Source organism: Microbacterium sp. CCNWLW41, assembly GCF_037083505.1.
The window spans coordinates 279793-299497 of record NZ_JBAOJP010000006.1; the positions used below are offsets into that span (position 1 = coordinate 279793).

Genomic DNA, 19705 nt, shown 5'->3' on the forward strand with positions numbered 1-19705 from the left:
CCCGCCATCCGCACGTCGGGTGGCGGGGCGCTTCGTCGTCCGGTGTCCGCTGAGCGCGAACCACGGCCGTCCACAACGTGCGTCGCAATGCCGCCGCTTGTCGGCCCCACCTATTAGGCTCGGAGACAGCTGGGGGCTTCCCCGGCGGTGACGAGGAGGAGCCGCATGGCACGCATCGGTGAGAGCGCCGACCTGTTCAAGTGCTCCTTCTGCGGCAAGAGCCAGAAGCAGGTCCAGCAGCTGATCGCGGGTCCCGGCGTCTACATCTGCGACGAATGCGTCGAACTGTGCAACGAGATCATCGAAGAGCGCATGGCCGAGTCCTCGTCGGGCGTGGTCGCCGACTTCGATCTGCCGAAGCCGCGTGAGATCTTCGCGTTCCTCGAGGAGTACGTCGTCGGCCAGCACGACGCCAAGCGGGCGCTGTCGGTCGCGGTGTACAACCACTACAAGCGCGTGCGCGCGCATGGCACCATCCAGTCGGCCGAGCAGCGCGCCGACGAGATCGAGATCGCCAAGAGCAACATCCTGCTGCTCGGGCCCACCGGCTGCGGCAAGACCTACCTCGCCCAGACCCTCGCCAAGCGCCTGAACGTGCCCTTCGCGGTCGCCGACGCCACTGCGCTGACCGAGGCGGGCTACGTCGGCGAAGACGTCGAGAACATCCTCCTCAAGCTCCTGCAGGCCGCGGACTTCGACACGAAGCGCGCCGAGACCGGCATCATCTACATCGACGAGGTCGACAAGATCGCCCGCAAGGCCGAGAACCCCTCCATCACGCGCGACGTGTCGGGGGAGGGCGTTCAGCAGGCGCTGCTGAAGATCCTCGAGGGCACGGTCGCGTCCGTTCCGCCGCAGGGCGGCCGCAAGCACCCGCACCAGGAGTTCATCCAGATCGACACCACGAACGTGCTGTTCATCGTGGCCGGCGCGTTCGCGGGACTGGAAGACATCATCTCGTCGCGCGTGGGCAAGCACGGCGTCGGCTTCGGCGCCCCGCTCCACGACAAGGGCGACGATCTCAGCCTGTTCAGCGAGGTGCGGCCCGAGGACCTGCACAAGTTCGGCCTCATCCCCGAGTTCATCGGGCGTCTGCCTGTGGTCGCATCGGTCTCGCCGCTCGACCAGGAGGCCCTCATGGAGATCCTCGTCGAGCCGAAGAACGCCCTGGTCAAGCAGTACCAGCGCATGTTCGAGCTCGACGGCGTCTCGCTCGAGTTCGAGCGCGAGGCGCTCGAGGCGATCGCAGATCTCGCCGTGGCGCGCAAGACCGGTGCCCGGGGACTCCGCGCGATCCTCGAGGACGTGCTCGGGCCGATCATGTTCGAGATCCCGTCCACCGACGACGTCGACAAGGTGGTCGTGACCCGCGCCGCGGTCGACGAGGGCGCTGCCCCCACGCTGGTGCTGCGGGAGAAGCGCAAGAGCGCCTGATCGCGACCGGTCTGCGGGACTGCGGGCTGACAGGGACGCCGTACGCGTGGCTGTCGGGGGTGGCCGATAGCGTCGGCGTGTGACCGCGCGCCCCTTCTCGATCCACATCCCCGACGTTGAGCTGGCCGATCTGCGCGAGCGTCTCGATCGGTTCCGGCCGTTGCCGGATTCGCCGCGTCGGCCGGAGGCCGGCATGAGCGCCGACTGCCGTTCTTCTCACGCCTCGAGCAGTGGGGCGGCGCCAACGGCGCGTACGGCCACGTGCAGGCGACGCGACCCGACACGCTGGCGGCCGCACTGAACGACTCTCCGGCGGGGCTGGTCGCGTGGCTGGCGGAGAAGCTCGTCGAGTGGAGCGACACGACCACAGGCGATCCACGGGCCGTCGAACGCCGGATCTCGCGCGACCGCATCCTCACCGAGGCGATGGTCTACTGGACCACGCAGACCATCGGCTCTTCGTTCCGCCCTTACTACGAGGGGGCCGACCAGCCCGAAGAGATGCCACCGGTCGTGGTTCCGGCATCCGTCCACATCCAGCGCCACGAGGGCGACTACCCCGAATCACTGGCGCGCCGCTTCTACCGCGATCTGCGGGTCTTCGAGCGTCTCGAAGAGGGCGGGCACTTCGCGGTGGGGGAGGTGCCCGCCGTGATGGCCGCACGGGTGCGAGCTTTCGCCCGGAGCTTGGGCATGCTCTGAGGCACAGCTGCGCGGCGCGGTGACGGGCTCGACTCGCCGGCACAACCCGGGACTGGCCGGTTCGGGCCACCGGCGAATGGCCCGACCGTGCGACGCGGGCGGGCCGCCCTCGCACGTTCACTTGTGAGCATGTCAGCTCTCATCATCTCGCTTCACTCTCCGTCGACATCCGTCGAGACGCACGCACTCGGCTCGGATGACGGGCATGGCGCGCGTCCGGTCGGGTCCGTCCTCATCGAGCGCCACCTCAACGGCCCCCGCGGCTCCGCCAACGGCGGGTTCGCGGCCGGCTCCATCGCGCAGCACGTCGACGGCGACACCGTGTCCGTCGTCCTGCAGAGCCCCGTCCCGCTCGGTCGGTCGCTCGGCGTCTTCGACGAAGGCGCGGGCGGCGTAGTCGTCCGCGACCGGCGCAAGGACGTCGCAAGGGCGCATCCCGGCGCCCTGGTCGCCGCCGCCGCTCCGCTCGCACCCTCGTTCGCCGACGCCGTGCACGCGCGGGAGCGGCATCCGCTCGTCGGCGTGCGTCACGCGCTCTCGGACTGCGTCGTCTGCGGGCCGCGCCGGGCCGACGGGATGCACGTGACCCCCGGCCCCGTCGTCGGCCACGACGACCGGCTGGCGGCGCCGTGGACCGTGTCGGGCGCGTTCGCCCACGCGGGGCTCGCCTGGTATCCGGCGGTCTGGGCGGCGCTCGACTGCACCAGCTATCCGGCCGCGGCGCTCGAGCAGGGCATCCTCTGTCTCCTCGGCACGATGACCGCTCGTGTCGACCGCCGACCGCGCGTCGGCGAGCACCTCGTCGTGCACAGCTGGACGCGCGAAGCCCGCGGTCGTCGCTACGAGACGTCCGTCGCGATGGTAGACGCGCGTGGCGACGAGATCGCCCGCGCCGACGCGACCTGGATCGCCCTCAGGCATCAGAAGGCTGCGGCCGTGGCGAGCCGGCTGCGCTGAACCACCACCGGGATGGCCGGTTCCGGCCATCCCGCCCGATCCGCAATGGCAGATCCTGCCGATGCCGTCCACCGGCTCTGCCGGGTGGACTGTCCACCAGACGCGGGCATGCGCCCGGCGTCGCACCAGAAAGGAATCCGAATGTCCACCACCACGATCCTCGACCGCGCGGACGCGCTGTCAGAGCCGGTCATCATCGGCCCCGACGAGCAGGCGGCGGCACTCACGCAGCGCCTGCTGGAATCCGTCGGCCCCGCCCTCGAGCTGCTCACCATCGAGCTCGGACACCGGCTGGGCCTGTACGCCGCCATCGACGCCGCCGGCGGGGTCACGGCGCACGACCTGGCGGGCCTCACCGGATACGGTGAGCGTCAGCTGCGCGAGTGGCTCGACCAGCAGGCGATCGCCGGGATCCTCGAGAGCGAGGCGGGGACACGGCGACGCTACCGGCTTCCCGCCGCGCATCGAGCGGTCCTGCTCGATCCGACGTCACCCGTGCACGGTGCGGGGCTCGCCTCGATGTTCGCCGGCATCGCCTCGGCGTTCGATGCGGTCGCAGAGTCGTTCACCGCCGACGGCGCCGTGAGCTTCGCCCGCTTCGGCGCCCCCGTGCGCAACGGCCTGGAGGTCATCTACCGACCGGGCTACACGCACGCGCTGCCGTCGTGGCTTGAGCAGCTGCCCGACATCGAGTCTCAACTCGAGGCGGGCGGGACGATCGTCGACGCCGGTTGCGGCACCGGCTGGTCCACCATCGCCCTCGCCCGGCGTTTCCCGCGGGCTGTCGTCCTCGGCGTCGACCTCGATGCCGCGTCGATCGAGGAGGCGCGACGCAACGCCGAGACGGCGGGTGTCGCGGACCGCGTGCGCTTCGAGTGCGCCGACGTCGGCGACGACGCCGCGCTCCGGGCGCTGGTGGGCGGGCCGGCGACGCTGGTCACGGTCTTCCTCGCACTCCACGACATGAACGATCCGCAGCGGGCCCTGTCGTCGCTCGCCGGACTGCTCGCCCCCGGCGGCGCGGTCCTCATCGGGGACGCCAAGGTCGAGGACGAGTTCCTCGCGCCTGCCGGGCCGCTCGACCGGATGTTCTCGGCGTTCAGCGTGCTCCACTGCCTGCCCGCCACCCTCGCCGAGGGCAGCGGCCACGCCCACGGCACCGTGCTGCGCGCGCCGACCGTCATGGCGTGGAGTGCTGCGGCGGGGCTGCGACGCGCCGAACGCCTGCCGATCGAGCACCCGGCCTGGTCGTTCTACCGGCTGGACGCGTGACCACGCTGCCTGCACCGACGCTCCGTGTGCCGCGGTCCGGCCCGCTCCCGGCGGGCCGGACCGTGGCCCATACTGATGTCGTGTCCACCCCCATCGACGTCCGGTATGCCTGGTCGGGCTCCGACGATGTCGCCTGGTCGCAGCTCGGCGACGGCGCACCGGTGCTGGTCGGCGGCTGGTGGATGAGCCACCTCGAGCGCGACTGGGAGTATGAGCCTTTCCGCCGGTTCGTCCAGGCGATGGCCCGCCACCGTCGTGTCATCCGGATGGACCCTCCGGGCAGCGGACTCTCGCGTTCCCGCACCGGCACCCCTGACACGCTGGAGCCGCACGTCGACGCGATGAAGGCGGTCCTCGACGCTGCCGACGCCGAGCAGGCGACGCTCTTCGCCGGCTCGTCGGGGTGCGCCGTCGCGGTCGCGTTCGCCGCACGCCACCCCGAGCGCGTGCGCCGGCTCATCCTGGCCGGCGCTTACCTCGACGGGGCCTCGATCGCGTCGGCGGGGGATCGGGCGGCGCTGGTCGACCTCGTCCGCAGCAGCTGGGGGGTGAGCTCGCGGGTGATGTCCGACATCTTCTACCCGGACGCGACGGCGGAGCAGCGCCGCGCGTATGCGCGCCATCAGCGCTCCACCGCGACGGCGGAGTCGGCCGCCGCCGGCCTCGAGGCGGTGTACTCGTTCGACGCGCGCGCCGACGCAGCCGCCGTGACGGCGCCCACTCTCGTGCTGCACCGCCGCGGCGACCGGGCCATCCGCCTCGCGCTCGGCACGGCCACGGCGTCCGCCATCCCCGGCGCGCATCTGGAGGTGCTCGACGGCTCCGACCACCATCCGTGGCACGGCGACTCATCTGCCTTCCTGAGGCGCGCCCTCGCGTTCGACGGCGTCCCGGAGGCCGCGCTGGCGGGCGACCTTGTGAAAGCTCCCCCTGCCGAGCCTGGCGCTCGCGAGGCCGATTCGCCCATCTCTGGCCGCGAACTCGAGGTCCTGCTGCTCGTGTCACAGGGCCTCACCGACGCCCAGATCGCCGCGGAGCTGTTCCTGAGTGTGCACACGGTGCACCGGCACGTGGCGAATGCGCGCACCAAGCTCGGCGTGCCCTCGCGGGCGGCCGCCGCGGCGTGGGCGGTCTCGCACCGGGACGGCGTCTAGCCTGCGAGACCCCGGCGCTCGAGGAGCGGCTGGGTGTCGGCATCCCGGCCCCGGAAGTCGCGGTACGCCTCCAGCGGGTCCTTGGAACCGCCGACGCCGAGCAGGCGATCACGGAAGCGATCGCCGTTCTCACGGCGCAGGCCGCCGTTCTCGCGGAACCATTCGACCGTGTCGGCGTCGAGCACCTCGCTCCAGATGTAGGAGTAGTACCCCGCGCTGTACCCGCCCGAGAACACGTGGGCGAAGTAGGTGGACGAGTAGCGTGTCGGCACCGCCGGGTTGTCCAGCCCGATGTCGGCGAGGGCGGATGCCTCGAACGCGGCGACGTCCAGGTCCGCCGCGGCGTCCTGGACCGAGAGCGAGTGCCACGCCTGGTCGAGCCACGCCGCGGCCAGGTATTCGCTCGTCGCGAAGCCCTGGTTGAAGGCCTCGGAGGCGTGAAGCCTCTCGACGATGCTGGCGGACAGCGGCTCGTCGGTCTCGATGTGCCGGGCGTACGAGGCGAGGATCTCGGGCCAGTAGATCCACATCTCGTTGACCTGGCTGGGGAACTCGACGAAGTCGCGGAACACGTTCGTCCCCGCGAAGTGCGGATATGTCACGGTTGCGAAGAGCCCGTGGAGGGCGTGCCCGAACTCGTGGAAGAGCGTGGTGACCTCGTCGAGGCTGAGGAGCGTCGGGCGCCCGGCGGCGGGCTTGGACACGTTGAGGTTGTTCACCACGATCGGAGCGGTGCCGCGCAGGCGCGACTGCAGCACGATCGAGTTCATCCACGCGCCCCCGCGCTTGGTGTCGCGCGTGTAGAGGTCGAGGATGAACAGCCCGAGCGCCGAGCCGTCCGCGTTGTGCACCTCGAACACCCGCGTATCGGGGTGGTAGCCGGCGAGGTCGTCGCGTTCGGTGAAGGTGATGCCGTACAGCTCGGTGGCCGCGCGGAAGACGCCGTCCTGCAGCACCCTCTCGGCCTCGAACCACGGGCGCAGCGCGGCACGGTCGAGGTCGTACTCGGCGGCGCGCACCTTCTCGGTGTAGAACGCCCAGTCGTGCGCCTCGAGGGCGAACGGTGCCGGTTCGGCGTCGACGATGGCCTGCAGCTTCTCCTGCTCGCGGCGGGCGTTGCGGGCGGCGGGCACCGCCAGCCGGCGGAGCAGGTCGTGGACGGCGGCGGGGGAGCCCGCGGTCTGGTCGGAGGTGATGTAGGCCGCGTGCGAGTCGTAGCCGAGCAGTGCTGCGCGCTCCGCGCGCAGCCGCACGATCTCGAGGAGCGTCTGGCGATTGTCGTTGTCGTTGCCCCGCGAGCCGCGCGAGCGCGACGCCTCCAAGAGGCGCGCCCGCGACGCACGATCGGTCAAGGCGGCGAGGTACGGGTGGCCGGTGAAGAGCGTGAGCGTCACGACCCACTTGCCGTCCAGGCCGCGGTCGGCGGCGGCCTGGGCCGCAGCGGACAGCTCACCCTCCGAGAGCCCGTCGAGCTCGTGCGCGTCATCGAAGACGACCGCCAGGTCGTTCGTGTCGGCGAGGAGGTTCTTCTCGAACTGGGTGGTGAGGGTGGAGAGCCGCTGGTTCAGCTCCGTGAGTCGCTTCTTCGCCTCCTCTCCGAGGCCGGCGCCGGCGTGGGACATCTCGGTGTGGTGCCGCTCGACGAGGTAGCGCTGCTCCGGCGTGAGGTCGAGCTCGTCCAGCTGGTCGTGGATCGTCTTGATGCGCCAGTACAGGGCCGAGTCGAGCTGGATGGAGTCGTGGTGCGCCGACGTGAGCGGCGCGAGCTCCTCCTCGATCGCCTGGATCTCCGGCGTCGCATCCGCGGACGAGACCGTGTAGAAGGTGCGCGCGATGTCGCCCAGCAGGCGGCCGCTCTCCTCGAGCGGGACGAGCGTGTTCTCGAAGGTCGGCATGGACCGGGCCCTCGTGATCGCCGACACCTCGGCCGAATGCCGGGCGAACGCCTCCTCGAATGCGGGGAGGTAGTGCTCGGGCCGGATCGCGGCGTAGTCGGGCAGTCCGTAGGGCAGCGCGCTGGGGGAGAGGAGGGGATTGCTGGTCGGCATCCCGCAAGCCTAGCCGCGGGCTCGACCGTTGCCGCCGAGGCTTTGCAAACCAATTTATGCAAAGAAATACTTGCAAAGAATCCTTTGCGGTCGTACGCTGAAGCCATGGACGAGGAGATCACGGCCCCGAGCACCGACGACCGTTCGCCGGCCCCGAGCGGGCGGCAGGACCGGGTCCTCGACGCCGGCGCGCTGCGGGCCCTGGCGCATCCGCTCCGCGTGAAGATCTACGACATCCTCAGCCAGTACGGCCCCCAGACGGCGAGCTCGCTCGCCGAGCGGCTGGGGGAGTCCTCGGGCGCCACCAGCTACCACCTCCGCGCGCTGGCCAAGCACGACCTCATCCACGAGGTGGCCGACCGCGGATCAGGCCGGGAACGCTGGTGGGAGCGTCCGGTCGGCGGCGTGTCGTTCGCGAACGAGGAGGCGCTCAAGACGCCCTCCGGCCGTGCGGCGACCCAGATCGTGATGAGCGAGTTCTTCCGGCTTCGCCAGGAGCAGCTCATGCGGTTCATCGACCGGGGCCTGAACGCGGAAGAGAACGCGTGGCAGGACGCGAGCTTGATCTCCACGGCCACCGTGCGCCTCACGCCCGAGCAGAGCAAAGAGCTCGCCACGGCGATCATGGCCCTCATCGACGAAGCGGTCGACACGTACCGCGAACAGAACGGCGAGGACGTCCGCCCGGTGACCATCCGGGCCGACCTGTTCCCGCTCCCCGGACTCGAAGGATAGGAGCGCAGTCATGACCACCATCACCCTCCCGGATGTGACGACGGGAACCCTCTCCGCCGCCGCCACGGGGCTCGACAGAGCCCTGCTGCGCGCGGCATCCGCCCTCGACGCCCACGTCCTCGGACGCGTCGAACGGCGCGCGGGCGTCGCCTTCCGACGCGCAGTGTCGGCTCAGGCGGCCGCCGACGGCATCCGCCGTGACGCGACAGCTCGCGCGGCGATCGGGATCCTCCCGCGATGAGCGCCGCCACCGACACGCAGCCGCGGAAGGGGTCGCGCAGCGAGCGACCGGCCAGGGTGCCGCTCGGCCGCGACTTCGGCAAGCTGTGGACCGCGGCAGCCTTCAGCAATCTCGCCGACGGTGTCGGACGCGTCGCGGTGCCGCTGATCGCGACGACGCTCACGCGGGATCCCCTCGCCATCGCGGCGATCAGCGCGCTCGCGTTCCTGCCATGGCTCGTGTTCGGGCTGCCGGCCGGGATGATCGTCGACCGCTTCGACCGGCGCTGGATCATGGCCATCGCGAACACGATCCGCGGCCTCGCCGCGGTGGGGCTCGCGACGCTGACGGTGTCCGGAGCGATCACGGTGTGGTGGCTGCTGGCCGGCGTGCTGGTCTTCGGCCTGGGTGAGACGCTCTTCGACAACGCGACGAACTCGATCGTCCCGACCCTGGTGCCCCGGCGAGGGCTCGACCGCGCAAACGGGTTCCTCCAGGCGGCGCAGATCACGATCGACAACTTCATCTCGGCGCCGATCGGAGGCGTCCTGTTCGCCTTCTCGCTCGCCCTGCCGCTCTGGGTGGGCGCCACCGGCTACGTCATCCCGATCGCCCTCGCACTGCTCCTTCCGCTCTCCGCAGCGCGACCCCTCCGCGAGCCGCGGGATCTCGACCGCGCGGCGACCATCGCCGCGCAGGGCGAGATCGCATCCGCGGAGCCGTTGGCCGCCGCCGAGCTGCCCGCCGCCGCGCAGCCCCGTCCGGCGGAGGCGGTCTCGGCACGGGAGGCGCTGGGGTACCTCTGGAACCACCGCTTCCTGCGGGCGATGGTGCTCTTCACCTGCGTCGTCGGCTCGGCATTCGCCTTCGCCCAGGCCCCGATCTTCCTCTACTTCCTCGACGAGCTCGCGGTCGACGCCGCCGCCATCGGCTTCGTCACAGCGGGCATCGGACTGGGCGCCCTCGTGGGCTCGCTCATCGCCCCCGGTCTCGTGCAGCGGTTCGGACGGGGCCGCGTGATGCTCGCGGCGAACGTCGTCGCCGCGGCCGGGCTGTTCGGGGTGTGGCTGGCGCCGGAGGCGATCACCGGCACCGTGGCCTACGCGGTGATGGCGTGCGCCGTGTCGATCTGGAACGTGCCGTGGGGCGCTCTGCGTCAGTCGATCATCCCCGGCCACCTGTTCGGCCGCGTGCTCGGCATCATCCGCAGTCTGACGTGGGGCATCTTCCCCTTCGCGACGCTGCTGGGCGGCTGGGTGGCGCGCTTCGACCTCCGGCTGCCGTTCCTCATCGCGGCCGGCGTCACCCTCGTGGCGACGGCGGTCGCCGTGAGGCTCCTGCTCGAGGCGTCGCGGCACGACGCCCCGGAGGACTGACGGCGGATGCTACCCGAACCCGTCTTCCGGATCGTTCCGGGCGACGGGTTCGCCGTCGGCGTCGAGCGACACGATGATCCCGGTGTCGAGCTCGGCGATCGGCTTGCCTTCGAGCCACGTGAGCGTCCAGCGCGGCCGAGGCTGTCCGAACTGGTCGGCCGGGATCGTCGCGTCGACGGACTTGACGCCGCGGCGCAGCGCGTCCGGCACGGCGGCGGGAGGCTCGTCGCCCGAAGTCCAGCGTGTTCCGAGCTGCATGTCAGGCCTCCTGAGTGGCGAGCTGGATGTCGGTCACCGACACGGCGTCGGCGTCGGCGTACTCGATCCGCTCGATGCGGCCGACCGCCTTGAGGTCACCCTCGGCGAGCTTGAGCGCCTCGAGGGTCGCGGCCGGGGCGGCGATGACCGCCCGCGCCACCGGGGTCTTCTGCGACGCCTTGGCCTCCGTCTTGGCGCGACGCACGCCGACGAGCGCCGCGCTCACCGCGGTGAGCACGGCCGGGTCGCCCCACTCCTCGTCCGGCGCCACGGGCCACGCGGCCGTGTGCACGGAGCCCTCGTTGAACCAGGACCAGGCCTCCTCGGCGGCGAAGGCGAGCACCGGCGCGAGCAGCCGGAGGAGCGCCGACATCGCCAGGCGCAGCGCGAGTGCGGCGGAGGCCTGGCCGACATCGGTCTGGTTGTAGGCGCGCTCCTTGACCAGCTCGAGATAGTCGTCGCAGAACGTCCAGAAGAACGATTCGGTCACCTCGAGAGCACGGGCGTGGTCGTAGTCCTCGAGCGCCTTGGTCGCCTCGCGCACCACGCCGTGGAGCGTGGCGAGCATCGATGCGTCCAGCGCGTGGGTGACCTCGGCGCCCTCGGGGACCGGGAACGACAGGACGAACTTGGCGGCGTTGAGCACCTTGATCGCGAGGCGGCGGCCGATCTTGATCTGCGTCGGGTTCTGCGGGTCGAAGGCCGCGTCGGTGCCGAGACGGCTCGAGGCCGCCCAGTACCGCACCGCGTCCGACCCGTGCTGGGCGAGGATGTCGGCGGGCGTGACCACGTTGCCCTTGGACTTCGACATCTTCTTGCGGTCGGGGTCGACGATGAAGCCGGAGATCGCCGCATCCGTCCACGGCGCGCGGTCGTCTTCGAGGGCGCTGCGCAGCAGCGTCGAGAAGAGCCAGGTGCGGATGATGTCCTGTCCCTGCGGACGGACGTCGAACGGCGTGACGAGGTTCCACAGCTCCGGGTCCCGCTCCCAGCCTCCGGCCAGCTGCGTCGTGAGGGATGACGTCGCCCACGTGTCGAAGATGTCGTTCTCGCCGTCGAACCCGCCAGGGACGCCGCGCTGGTCCTCGGTGTAGCCGGGGGGCACGTCGGTGGAAGGGTCGATCGGGAGCGCGGCGAGGTCGGGCGTGAGAACGCGGCCGTAGTCGCGGTCGCCGTTCTCGTCGAGGGCGTACCAGACCGGGATCGGAACGCCGAAGAAGCGCTGACGGGAGACCAGCCAGTCACCGGTGAGACCGTTCGTCCAGTTCTCGAAGCGCACGCGCATGAAGTCCGGATGCCACGACATGCTCTTGCCCAGGGCGATGAGCTTGTCGCGCAGCGCCTCGTCCCGTGCGCCGTTGCGGATGTACCACTGGCGCGTCGAGACGATCTCCAGCGGGCGGTCGCCCTTCTCGTAGAACTTCACGGCGTGAGTGAACGGCTTCGGGTCGCCTTCCATCTCGCCGGACTCCTGGAGGAGCTCGACGATGCGCTTCTTCGCGCTGAAGACCGTCTTGCCGGCGATCTCGGCGTACGCCGCCTTGGCGGCATCCGTGGCGATGACGTCGGGCGCCTCGGCCATCACCCGGCCGTCCTGTCCGAGGATGGTGCGGTTCGGAAGCTGGAGCTCGCGCCACCAGACGATGTCGGTGACGTCGCCGAAGGTGCAGATCATCGCGATGCCCGAGCCCTTGTCCTGCTGGGCCAGCGGGTGGGCGAGAACGGGCACCTCGACGTCGAACAGCGGAGTGCGCACGGTGGTGCCGAAGAGCGGCTGATACCGCTCGTCGTCCGGGTGGGCGACGAGCGCCACGCAAGCGGCGAGCAGCTCGGGCCGCGTGGTCTCGATGTAGACGTCGCCCGACCCGTCGGTCCTGTGGAAGGCGACGCGGTGATACGCGGCCGGCTGGTCGCGGTCTTCGAGCTCGGCCTGCGCGACAGCGGTGCGGAAGTCGATGTCCCAGAGCGTCGGCGCCAGGTCCTGGAACGCCTCGCCGCGCTCGACATTGCGCAGGAACGCCAGCTGGCTGGTGCGCATCGTGTCGTCGGAGATGGTGCGGTAGGTCTGGGTCCAGTCGACGCTCAGGCCGAGCGAGCGCCAGAGCGCCTCGAAGTGCTTCTCGTCCTCGACGGTCAGCCTCTCGCAGAGCTCGATGAAGTTGCGGCGGCTGATCGGGATCTGGTCGGCGGCGCGGCTGGACTTGTTGTCGCCGCCCTCGTAGGGCGGCGTGAAGCCCGGCTCGTACGGCAGCGACGGGTCGCAGCGGACGCCGTAGTAGTTCTGCACCCGGCGCTCGGTCGGCAGGCCGTTGTCATCCCAGCCCATCGGATAGAACACCGTCTTGCCGCGCATGCGCTCGTAGCGCACCTTGACGTCGGTGTGGGTGTAGCTGAAGACGTGGCCGATGTGGAGCGATCCCGAGGCGGTCGGCGGGGGAGTGTCGACCGAGTAGATGCCTCCGCGCCCGACCTCGACGGCGCGATCACGGTCGAAGAGGTACGTGCCCTGCGCGGACCACGCGGCGTCCCACTTCTGCTCGAGGCCCTCCAGCGCGGGCTTGTCGGGGATCTGTCCCTGTGCGGGGCGGGCGTCGGTCATGCGAACTCCTCGAGCGATATGTGCGGCACTGTGTGAGCGTGCCTGAGTGTGGGATGCCGCTCGATTCTAGCCCGGGCCGCGTGAAGGCGGAAAAGCGAGCGGATGCCGCGCGCTGCGGCATCCGCTCCCTCGATGTCTCGTCAGGCGTTCGCCGTCGCCGTCTCGGGTCGTGTCGCCAGCTCCGGCTCCACGCGGCGGCGGGACGCGAGGAAGGCCGCCACCAGCGTCACCGCAGACATGATCGCGAGGATGACGCCTGGGTGCCACCAGGCATAGCCGGTCGCCTCGCCGAGACTGAGCGTCAGGTACGGCACGAAGCCGCTCAGCGTCGCGGCCAGGGCGTACGCGAACGACAGCGCCGAGTACCGGAAGTGGTCGGGGAAGAGGTCGTTCATGAGCCCGCCCAGCGCCGCCCACGCCATCGTCGGCAGGATGCCGCCGACGATCATGGTCCCGACGAGGATCGGGAACGTCGCGAACTGCAGCAGGAAGTACATCGGGAAGGTGATGAGGAGCGTTCCCAGCGCACCCCACACCACCACGTTCGCCGAGCCGACGCGGCTCGCCCATGCGCCGAACAGCGGGATCGTCACGAGCTGCAGGAGACCGCCGATGGTCGTCGCGACCAGAAGGTCCTGGAAGCTGAAGCCGAGCTGCTCGACGCCGTAGTTGACGGTGTAGGTGTTCATGAGCGAGTACGACCCGATGCCCAGGAGCGCGGCGCCGACGGCGATCGCCATCGCACCGGGACGCTTCGCGAACATCGTCACGAACGGCACGCGGTCGCGGCGCCCCTCGGCGACGATCCCCTCGAACACCGGGGTCTCGGAGATGGACCAGCGCAGGTACAGCGAGACGAGCAGGAGTGGGAGCGCGAGGAGGAATGGGATGCGCCAGCCCCATTCGGCGATCTGCTCGGGCGGGAGCACGGCGGTCAGGACGATGAAGACCGTGGCGGAGAGGATCGAGCCGACGGGCGAGCCGAGCTGCGGGATCGCGGCGTAGAACGCGCGCTTGACCGGTCCGGAGTTCTCGGTGGCGATGAGGATCGAGCCGCCCCACTCGCCACCCAGCGACAGCCCCTGGACGATACGCAGGACGATCAGCAGCACGGCGCCGAGCCATCCGGCCTGGGCGTAGGTGGGCAGCAGGCCGATGAGGCCCGTCGCGACACCCATGATGGCGACGGTCCACAGGAGGGTCGCGCGGCGCCCGACGCGATCTCCCATGTACCCGAAGATCACCGCGCCGATCGGGCGGACGACGAAGGCCAGCGCGATCGTGAGGAACGCCGCGCTGGTGGCGCCGAACTGCCCCAGCGGGTCGAAGAACAGCGGCCCGACGAAGAACGCCGAGAAGTACGCGAAGAGGTAGAAGTCGAACGACTCCAGGGAGGTCCCCACCATCGATGCCCATGCGACGCGGCGCGTCGGGGCGTTGTCGAGGGGGAGGGTGGATGCGGGTGCTGCGGCGGTCACGGACGTCAATCTTGGCACGAGTCCAGAAACCAGGACGCGGCCGTTCGCATTCCCGCCTTGCGCACGCCCGGTAGACTCGTGCGATCAGCACCGATCCGGCCATCACCGGGGAGCTCTCGGAAGAACAGGACGCCACCGCGTGGCATCCCCATTAGAACCGAGCGGGTCAGGCCCGTCACAGCCGCAGTGAGAGAGGACGGATGCCTCCGCCGAGGCATCCGTCAATGCAGGGTGGTACCGCGGTCGGCCGGAGAGTCTCCGGTTCGGTCGTCCCCGCAGGAAGCACACGAGCGAGCACCTGCGAGAGATGATGACCTACCCACGATCTGAGTCACGGTCCCCGAGCACCGGCGAAGCCGCCGTCGTCCCGAGCCCCCGCTTCCCCGACATCGAGCGGGAGACGCTCGCCTTCTGGGAGGCCGACCAGACCTTCCGCGCGTCGATCGACCAGCGCGAAGGCGCCGACGAGTGGGTCTTCTACGACGGTCCGCCGTTCGCCAACGGCCTGCCGCACTACGGCCACCTGCTCACCGGCTACGCCAAGGATCTCTTCCCGCGCTTCCAGACCATGCGCGGCAAGAAGGTCGACCGCGTCTTCGGCTGGGACACGCACGGTCTCCCCGCCGAGCTCGAGGCCATGAAGCAGCTCGGGATCACCGAGAAGAGCGAGATCGAGGCCATGGGCATCGCCGCCTTCAACGCGAAGGCCCGCGAGTCCGTCCTCGCCTACACGCGCGAGTGGGAGGACTACGTCACGCGCCAGGCGCGATGGGTGGACTTCGAGCGCGGCTACAAGACGTTGAACCCGTCGTACATGGAGTCCGTGCTGTGGGCGTTCAAGACGCTTCACGACAAGGGCCTCGCGTACGAGGGGTACCGCGTCCTGCCGTACTGCTGGCGCGACGAGACACCGCTGTCGGCGCACGAGCTGCGCATGGACGACGACGTGTACAAGATGCGCCAGGACCCGTCGGTGACCGTCGCGTTCCCGCTGGTGGGCGCCAAGGCCGAGTCCCTCGGCCTCACCGGGGTGCGCGCGCTGGCGTGGACGACCACCCCCTGGACGCTGCCGACCAACCTCGCCCTGGCGGTCGGCCCCGGCATCCGGTACGTCGTGGTGCCCGGCGGGCCCGACGGCGCCGCCGACGTCCACCACGGGCCCGACGGCCGGGCCGACGAGGCGGAGGAGGCGTACGCCCACCGCTACCTCCTCGCCGAGGAGCTGCTCGGTGGGTACGCGAAGGACCTCGGCTACGCGTCCGCCGAGGCCGCCCGCGCCGCCGTCGTCCAGACGGTCCTCGGATCCGAGCTCGAGAACGTCGCGTACGACCGTCTGTTCGACTACTACGCGGATGCCGCGACCTGGGGCACCGAGAACGCCTGGCGCATCCTCGTCGACGACTACGTCACGACGGGCGACGGCACGGGCATCGTCCATCAGGCTCCGGCGTTCGGTGAGGACGACCAGCGGATCACCGAGGCCGCCGGCATCCCGCTCATCATGAGCCTGGACGACGGCGGGCGCTTCCTGCCGCAGGTGACCGACGTGGCCGGCGAGCTGTGGATGGACGCCAACCGTCCGCTCATCCGTCTGCTGCGCCAGGAGGGCCGTCTCCTGCGCGAGGCGAGCTACGAGCACTCGTACCCGCACTGCTGGCGATGCCGCAACCCCCTCATCTACCGCGCCGTCTCGAGCTGGTTCGTGCGCGTGACCGACATCAAGGACCGGATGATCGCCGGCAACGAGCAGATCACCTGGGTGCCTGAGAACGTCAAGCACGGCCAGTTCGGCAAGTGGCTCGAGGGCGCGCGCGACTGGTCGATCAGCCGCAATCGCTACTGGGGCTCTCCGATCCCGGTGTGGAAGAGCGATGACCCGTCGCACCCGCGGGTGGACGTCTACGGCTCGCTCGAGGAGCTCGAGCGCGACTTCGGCCGTCTGCCGCGCAACGCGGAGGGCGAGGTGGACCTGCACCGCCCCTACATCGACGAGCTCACCCGCCCGAACCCCGACGACCCGACCGGCCGCTCGACGATGCGGCGCATCGAGGACGTCTTCGACGTGTGGTTCGACTCGGGGTCGATGCCCTACGCGCAGGTGCACTATCCGTTCGAGAACCAGCAGTGGTTCGACGAGCACTCGCCGGCCGACTTCATCGTCGAGTACATCGGACAGACGCGCGGCTGGTTCTACGTGATGCATGTGCTGTCGACCGCGCTGTTCGACCGGCCGGCCTTCACGGGCGTCTCGTGCCACGGCATCGTTCTGGGCAGCGACGGCCTGAAGATGTCGAAGTCGCTGCAGAACTACCCCGACGTCAGCGAGGTGTTCGACCGCGACGGCTCCGACGCGATGCGCTGGTTCCTGATGTCGAGCTCGGTGCTGCGCGGCGGCAACCTCATCGTCACCGAGGAGGGCATCCGCGCGGGCGTCCGGGAGTTCCTGCTCCCGCTGTGGAACGCGTGGTACTTCTTCGCCACGTACGCCAACGCGGCGCGCGGCGCCGGCGGAGCGGGCTACGAGGCGTCGTGGCGCACCGACTCGACCGACGTGCTGGACCGCTACATCCTGGCGCTCACCGGCGACCTCGTGCGCGACGTCGCCGCCGACCTGGAGGCGCTCGACTCGACGCTGGCCGCGGCCAAGCTCCGCGACTTCGGCGAGGCGCTGACGAACTGGTACATCCGCCGCTCGCGCGACCGCTTCTGGACGGGCGTGTCGGACGACCCGGAGAGCCGCCAGGCGTTCGACACGCTGTACACGGTGCTCGAGACGCTCACCCGCGTGGCCGCCCCGCTCATCCCGCTGGTGGCCGAGAAGGTGTGGCAGGGACTCACCGGCGGCCGCAGCGTTCACCTGCAGGACTGGCCCGACGCCGAGGCGTTCCCCGCGGCGGACGACATCCGCGCCGCCATGGACGCCGTGCGCGAGGCATCGAGCGTCGCCAACGCCCTGCGCAAGAAGGAGGGCCGCCGCGTGCGCCTGCCGCTTCCCACGCTCACGGTGGCGGTTCCGGATGCCGCAGCCCTCGCGCAGTTCGAGGGCATCCTGCGCGACGAGCTCAACGTCAAGACGGTTCAGCTCATGGAGCTGGGCGACGACGTGTCGGAGCGCTACGGCATCAGCAAGCGCCTCTCCGTCAACGCCCGCGCCGCCGGCCCGCGCCTGGGCAAGCAGGTGCAGCACGTGATCGCCGGGGCGAAGGCGGGTGTGTGGGAGGAGCGCGACGGCGCCGTGATCGTCGACGGCATCGCCCTCCAGCCCGGCGAGTACGACCTGACCCTCGAAGCCGGGGGCGTGGCGGAGGGGACGGCGATCGCCCTCCTCGCGGGCGAGGGCTTCGTGCTGCTCGACACGACCACCACGCCGGAGCTCGAGGCCGAGGGGCTCGCGAGGGACGTCATCCGAGCCGTGCAGGACACGCGCAAGGCCGCCGGATTCGACGTCAGCGACCGCATCCGCCTGGCGCTGCTCTTCGACGAGGCCGCCGACGGCGAGGCCGTCGCGTCCGCGTTCGACGTCGCCGACGTCGCGGGTGAGACCCTCGCGGTCGCGCACTCGGTGAGCACCCGCGGCAGCCGGCTCGTCGTCTCGGGCGACGGCGACACGCCCGTCGAGTACGAGGCCGTCGTCGACGCGGGCACGTACGCCAATCGCGGCGCGTTCACCGTCTCGGTCGGCAGGGTGGGGGTCTCGGCATGAGCGACCGCGACCGCCGCAGGGCCGACGCCGTCTACGAGGCGCTGCTCCAGCGCCAGGGGGAGCGGTGGGTGCAGCCGCGCGTCGAGCGCACCCGCCGCGTGCTCGAGCTGCTCGACGACCCCCAGAAGACGTATCGCGTCGTGCACGTGACCGGCACGAACGGCAAGACCTCGACCAGTCGCATGATCGAGAGCCTCGTGCGTGCCCACGGCCTGCGCACGGGCCTGTTCACCAGCCCGCATCTCGAGCGGTTCACCGAGCGCATCATGATCGACGGAGAGCCGATCGACGACGCCGCCGTCGCCGACGCGTGGGACGAGATCTCGCCGTTCGTCGACATCGTCGATGCCGAGCTGGAGTCGAAGGACGATGCGCCGCTGACCTTCTTCGAACTGCTCACGGTGCTGGCGTTCGTGGCGTTCGCGGACGCGCCGATCGACGTGCTGGTGCTCGAGGTGGGAATGGGCGGGTCCTGGGACTCGACCAACACCGCGGACGGGGACGTCGCCGTGTTCGCGCCGATCGACGTGGACCACGCCGACCGGCTCGGCGACACGATCGCCGAGATCGCCGCGGTCAAGGCGGGCATCATCAAGGACGGCGCTGCAGTCGTCTCGGCGAGGCAGGATGCCGCCGCCGAGGCGGCGCTGCGCGAGGCAGCGACCCGCCACGGCGCCTCGATCGCCTTCGAGGGTGCGGAGTTCGCCCTCGCCGAGCAGCGTCTGGCCGTGGGCGGGCAGCAGATCACGGTGCGCGGGCTCGCGGGCACATACGAGGACGAGTACCTGCCGCTGTACGGCGCCCACCAGGGCTTCAACGCCGCCCTCGCGATCGCCGCGGTGGAGTCCCTCGTCGGGGGAGGAGCCCAGCGCATCGCCGGCGACGTCCTGGCCGAGGGTCTCGGCGCCGTCACCTCGCCGGGGCGTCTCCAGCTGGTCGGCGCAGCACCCACGGTGCTCGTCGACGCGGCGCACAACCCGCACGGCGTCCGCGCACTCGTCGGCGCCCTGCGCGAGAGCTTCGACTTCGACGAATGGGGCGTGGTGCTGGGCGTGCTCTCCGACAAGGACGCCGCCGGAATCGTGGCCGAGTTCGCACCGGTCGCCGCCCACGTCTTCGCCACGGCGCCGGACTCCGAGCGGGCCGAGGACGCCGACGCCATCGCCGACCTCGCCGAGGCCCACGACCTGCGGGTGTCGGTGCACCGCGACCTCGCGGATGCCGCCGAGGCGGCGCGCACGTGGGCGGCGGCATCCGATCGCCGTGCCGTCGTCATCGCGGGCTCGGTCGTCCTCGCCGGCGAGGCGCTGGCGCTGTCCGCCTCCGAGGACTGGAAGAGCGGGTCGAGCGATGAGCGCTGAACGGCCCGTACGGCCCCATCGCGCCCGAGGGGCGGCGGAATCGCTGGGCGCCATCGTGCTCGGATTCGAGTCGCTCATCGCGTTCCTCGCTGGACTGGTGATCTACGGTCTGAAGGCGCTGCCCGCGCCGATCGAGCCGTGGTGGGGGATCGTCGCGGGCACCGTGGTGGCGGCGCTCATGATCGCCACCACGCGCGTGCTGCGCCACCGGTGGGGCATCGCGCTCGGCTGGGCCCTGCAGGTGATCGTGGCGCTCGGCGCCCTCCTCGTCCCCGCGCTGGCGCTCGTCGCCGTCATTTTCGGCGGCATGTACGGGTATGCGACGATCAAGGGGGCCGCTCTGGACCGGCGCAACGCGCAGCTCGCGGCGAATCCCCCCGAAGAAGCCTGATCCGAAACGAAAGGCCC

15 protein-coding genes are annotated in these 19705 nt (G+C 70.7%); 11 read left to right on the plus strand and 4 right to left on the minus strand.

Annotated elements, in window-relative coordinates; all coding sequences use genetic code 11:
* Positions 1-165: 165 nt before the first annotated feature.
* The 5 genes from clpX to V6R91_RS21805 all read left to right on the plus strand — a co-directional run bounded on the left by clpX (position 166) and on the right by V6R91_RS21805 (position 5519).
* Positions 166-1434, plus strand: a complete 1269-nt coding sequence (clpX, locus tag V6R91_RS21785) for an ATP-dependent Clp protease ATP-binding subunit ClpX (protein WP_336397003.1) — start codon at positions 166-168, stop codon at positions 1432-1434.
* Between the two features lie 261 nt (positions 1435-1695).
* The gene (locus V6R91_RS21790; protein WP_336397004.1) at positions 1696-2136 is read left to right on the plus strand and encodes a hypothetical protein; all 441 of its coding nucleotides are present in this window, start codon (positions 1696-1698) and stop codon (positions 2134-2136) included.
* Between the two features lie 129 nt (positions 2137-2265).
* On the plus strand, positions 2266-3093 hold the full coding sequence (locus V6R91_RS21795) for a hypothetical protein (RefSeq protein ID WP_336397005.1): 828 nt from the start codon (positions 2266-2268) through the stop codon (positions 3091-3093).
* 141 nt (positions 3094-3234) lie between these two features.
* Positions 3235-4365 carry a class I SAM-dependent methyltransferase gene (locus V6R91_RS21800; RefSeq protein ID WP_336397006.1) on the plus strand — a complete coding sequence of 377 codons (1131 nt, stop codon included), beginning with the start codon at positions 3235-3237 and terminating at the stop codon, positions 4363-4365.
* Positions 4366-4445: 80 nt separating this feature from the next.
* Complete coding sequence (locus tag V6R91_RS21805) at positions 4446-5519, plus strand: alpha/beta fold hydrolase (RefSeq protein WP_336397007.1); 1074 nt, start codon at positions 4446-4448, stop codon at positions 5517-5519.
* On the opposite strand, the gene V6R91_RS21810 is transcribed toward V6R91_RS21805, so the two are convergent.
* Complete coding sequence (locus tag V6R91_RS21810) at positions 5516-7567, minus strand: M3 family metallopeptidase (RefSeq protein WP_336397008.1); 2052 nt, start codon at positions 7565-7567, stop codon at positions 5516-5518. The two genes, V6R91_RS21805 and V6R91_RS21810, sit on opposite strands and share 4 nt — an antisense overlap.
* Positions 7568-7672: 105 nt before the next feature.
* On the opposite strand from V6R91_RS21810, the gene V6R91_RS21815 reads away from it, so the two are divergent.
* The 3 genes from V6R91_RS21815 to V6R91_RS21825 are packed head-to-tail and all read left to right on the plus strand — an operon-like array spanning position 7673 to position 9898.
* The gene (locus V6R91_RS21815; RefSeq protein ID WP_336397009.1) at positions 7673-8302 is read left to right on the plus strand and encodes an ArsR/SmtB family transcription factor; all 630 of its coding nucleotides are present in this window, start codon (positions 7673-7675) and stop codon (positions 8300-8302) included.
* Between the two features lie 10 nt (positions 8303-8312).
* The gene (locus tag V6R91_RS21820; protein ID WP_336397010.1) at positions 8313-8543 is read left to right on the plus strand and encodes a hypothetical protein; all 231 of its coding nucleotides are present in this window, start codon (positions 8313-8315) and stop codon (positions 8541-8543) included.
* Positions 8540-9898 carry an MFS transporter gene (locus tag V6R91_RS21825; RefSeq protein WP_336397011.1) on the plus strand — a complete coding sequence of 453 codons (1359 nt, stop codon included), beginning with the start codon at positions 8540-8542 and terminating at the stop codon, positions 9896-9898. Before V6R91_RS21820 ends, V6R91_RS21825 begins: the two co-directional genes overlap by 4 nt.
* A 9-nt stretch (positions 9899-9907) precedes the next feature.
* Here V6R91_RS21825 and V6R91_RS21830 read toward each other — a convergent pair whose 3' ends face one another.
* The 3 genes from V6R91_RS21830 to V6R91_RS21840 form a co-directional block, all read right to left on the minus strand.
* The gene (locus V6R91_RS21830; RefSeq protein WP_336397012.1) at positions 9908-10156 is read right to left on the minus strand and encodes a hypothetical protein; all 249 of its coding nucleotides are present in this window, start codon (positions 10154-10156) and stop codon (positions 9908-9910) included.
* Between the two features lies 1 nt (position 10157).
* A complete protein-coding gene (gene valS / locus V6R91_RS21835; RefSeq protein WP_336397013.1) occupies positions 10158-12755 on the minus strand; it encodes a valine--tRNA ligase in 2598 nt (865 codons plus the stop codon).
* 140 nt (positions 12756-12895) lie between these two features.
* A complete protein-coding gene (locus V6R91_RS21840; protein ID WP_336397014.1) occupies positions 12896-14233 on the minus strand; it encodes an MFS transporter in 1338 nt (445 codons plus the stop codon).
* Positions 14234-14543: 310 nt separating this feature from the next.
* Between V6R91_RS21840 and ileS the strand changes: the two genes are divergently transcribed.
* From ileS to V6R91_RS21855, 3 genes are read left to right on the plus strand one after another with little or no spacing between them, the layout of a single operon-like run.
* The gene (gene ileS, locus V6R91_RS21845; protein WP_336397137.1) at positions 14544-17936 is read left to right on the plus strand and encodes an isoleucine--tRNA ligase; all 3393 of its coding nucleotides are present in this window, start codon (positions 14544-14546) and stop codon (positions 17934-17936) included.
* Positions 17933-19297, plus strand: coding sequence for a bifunctional folylpolyglutamate synthase/dihydrofolate synthase (locus V6R91_RS21850; protein ID WP_336397015.1), 1365 nt, complete (start codon positions 17933-17935; stop codon positions 19295-19297). The genes ileS and V6R91_RS21850 overlap by 4 nt, the downstream gene beginning before the upstream one ends.
* Positions 19287-19688 (plus strand): DUF4233 domain-containing protein, encoded by a 402-nt coding sequence (locus tag V6R91_RS21855; protein ID WP_336397016.1) that lies wholly within the window; start codon positions 19287-19289, stop codon positions 19686-19688. Before V6R91_RS21850 ends, V6R91_RS21855 begins: the two co-directional genes overlap by 11 nt.
* Positions 19689-19705: the final 17 nt, after the last annotated feature.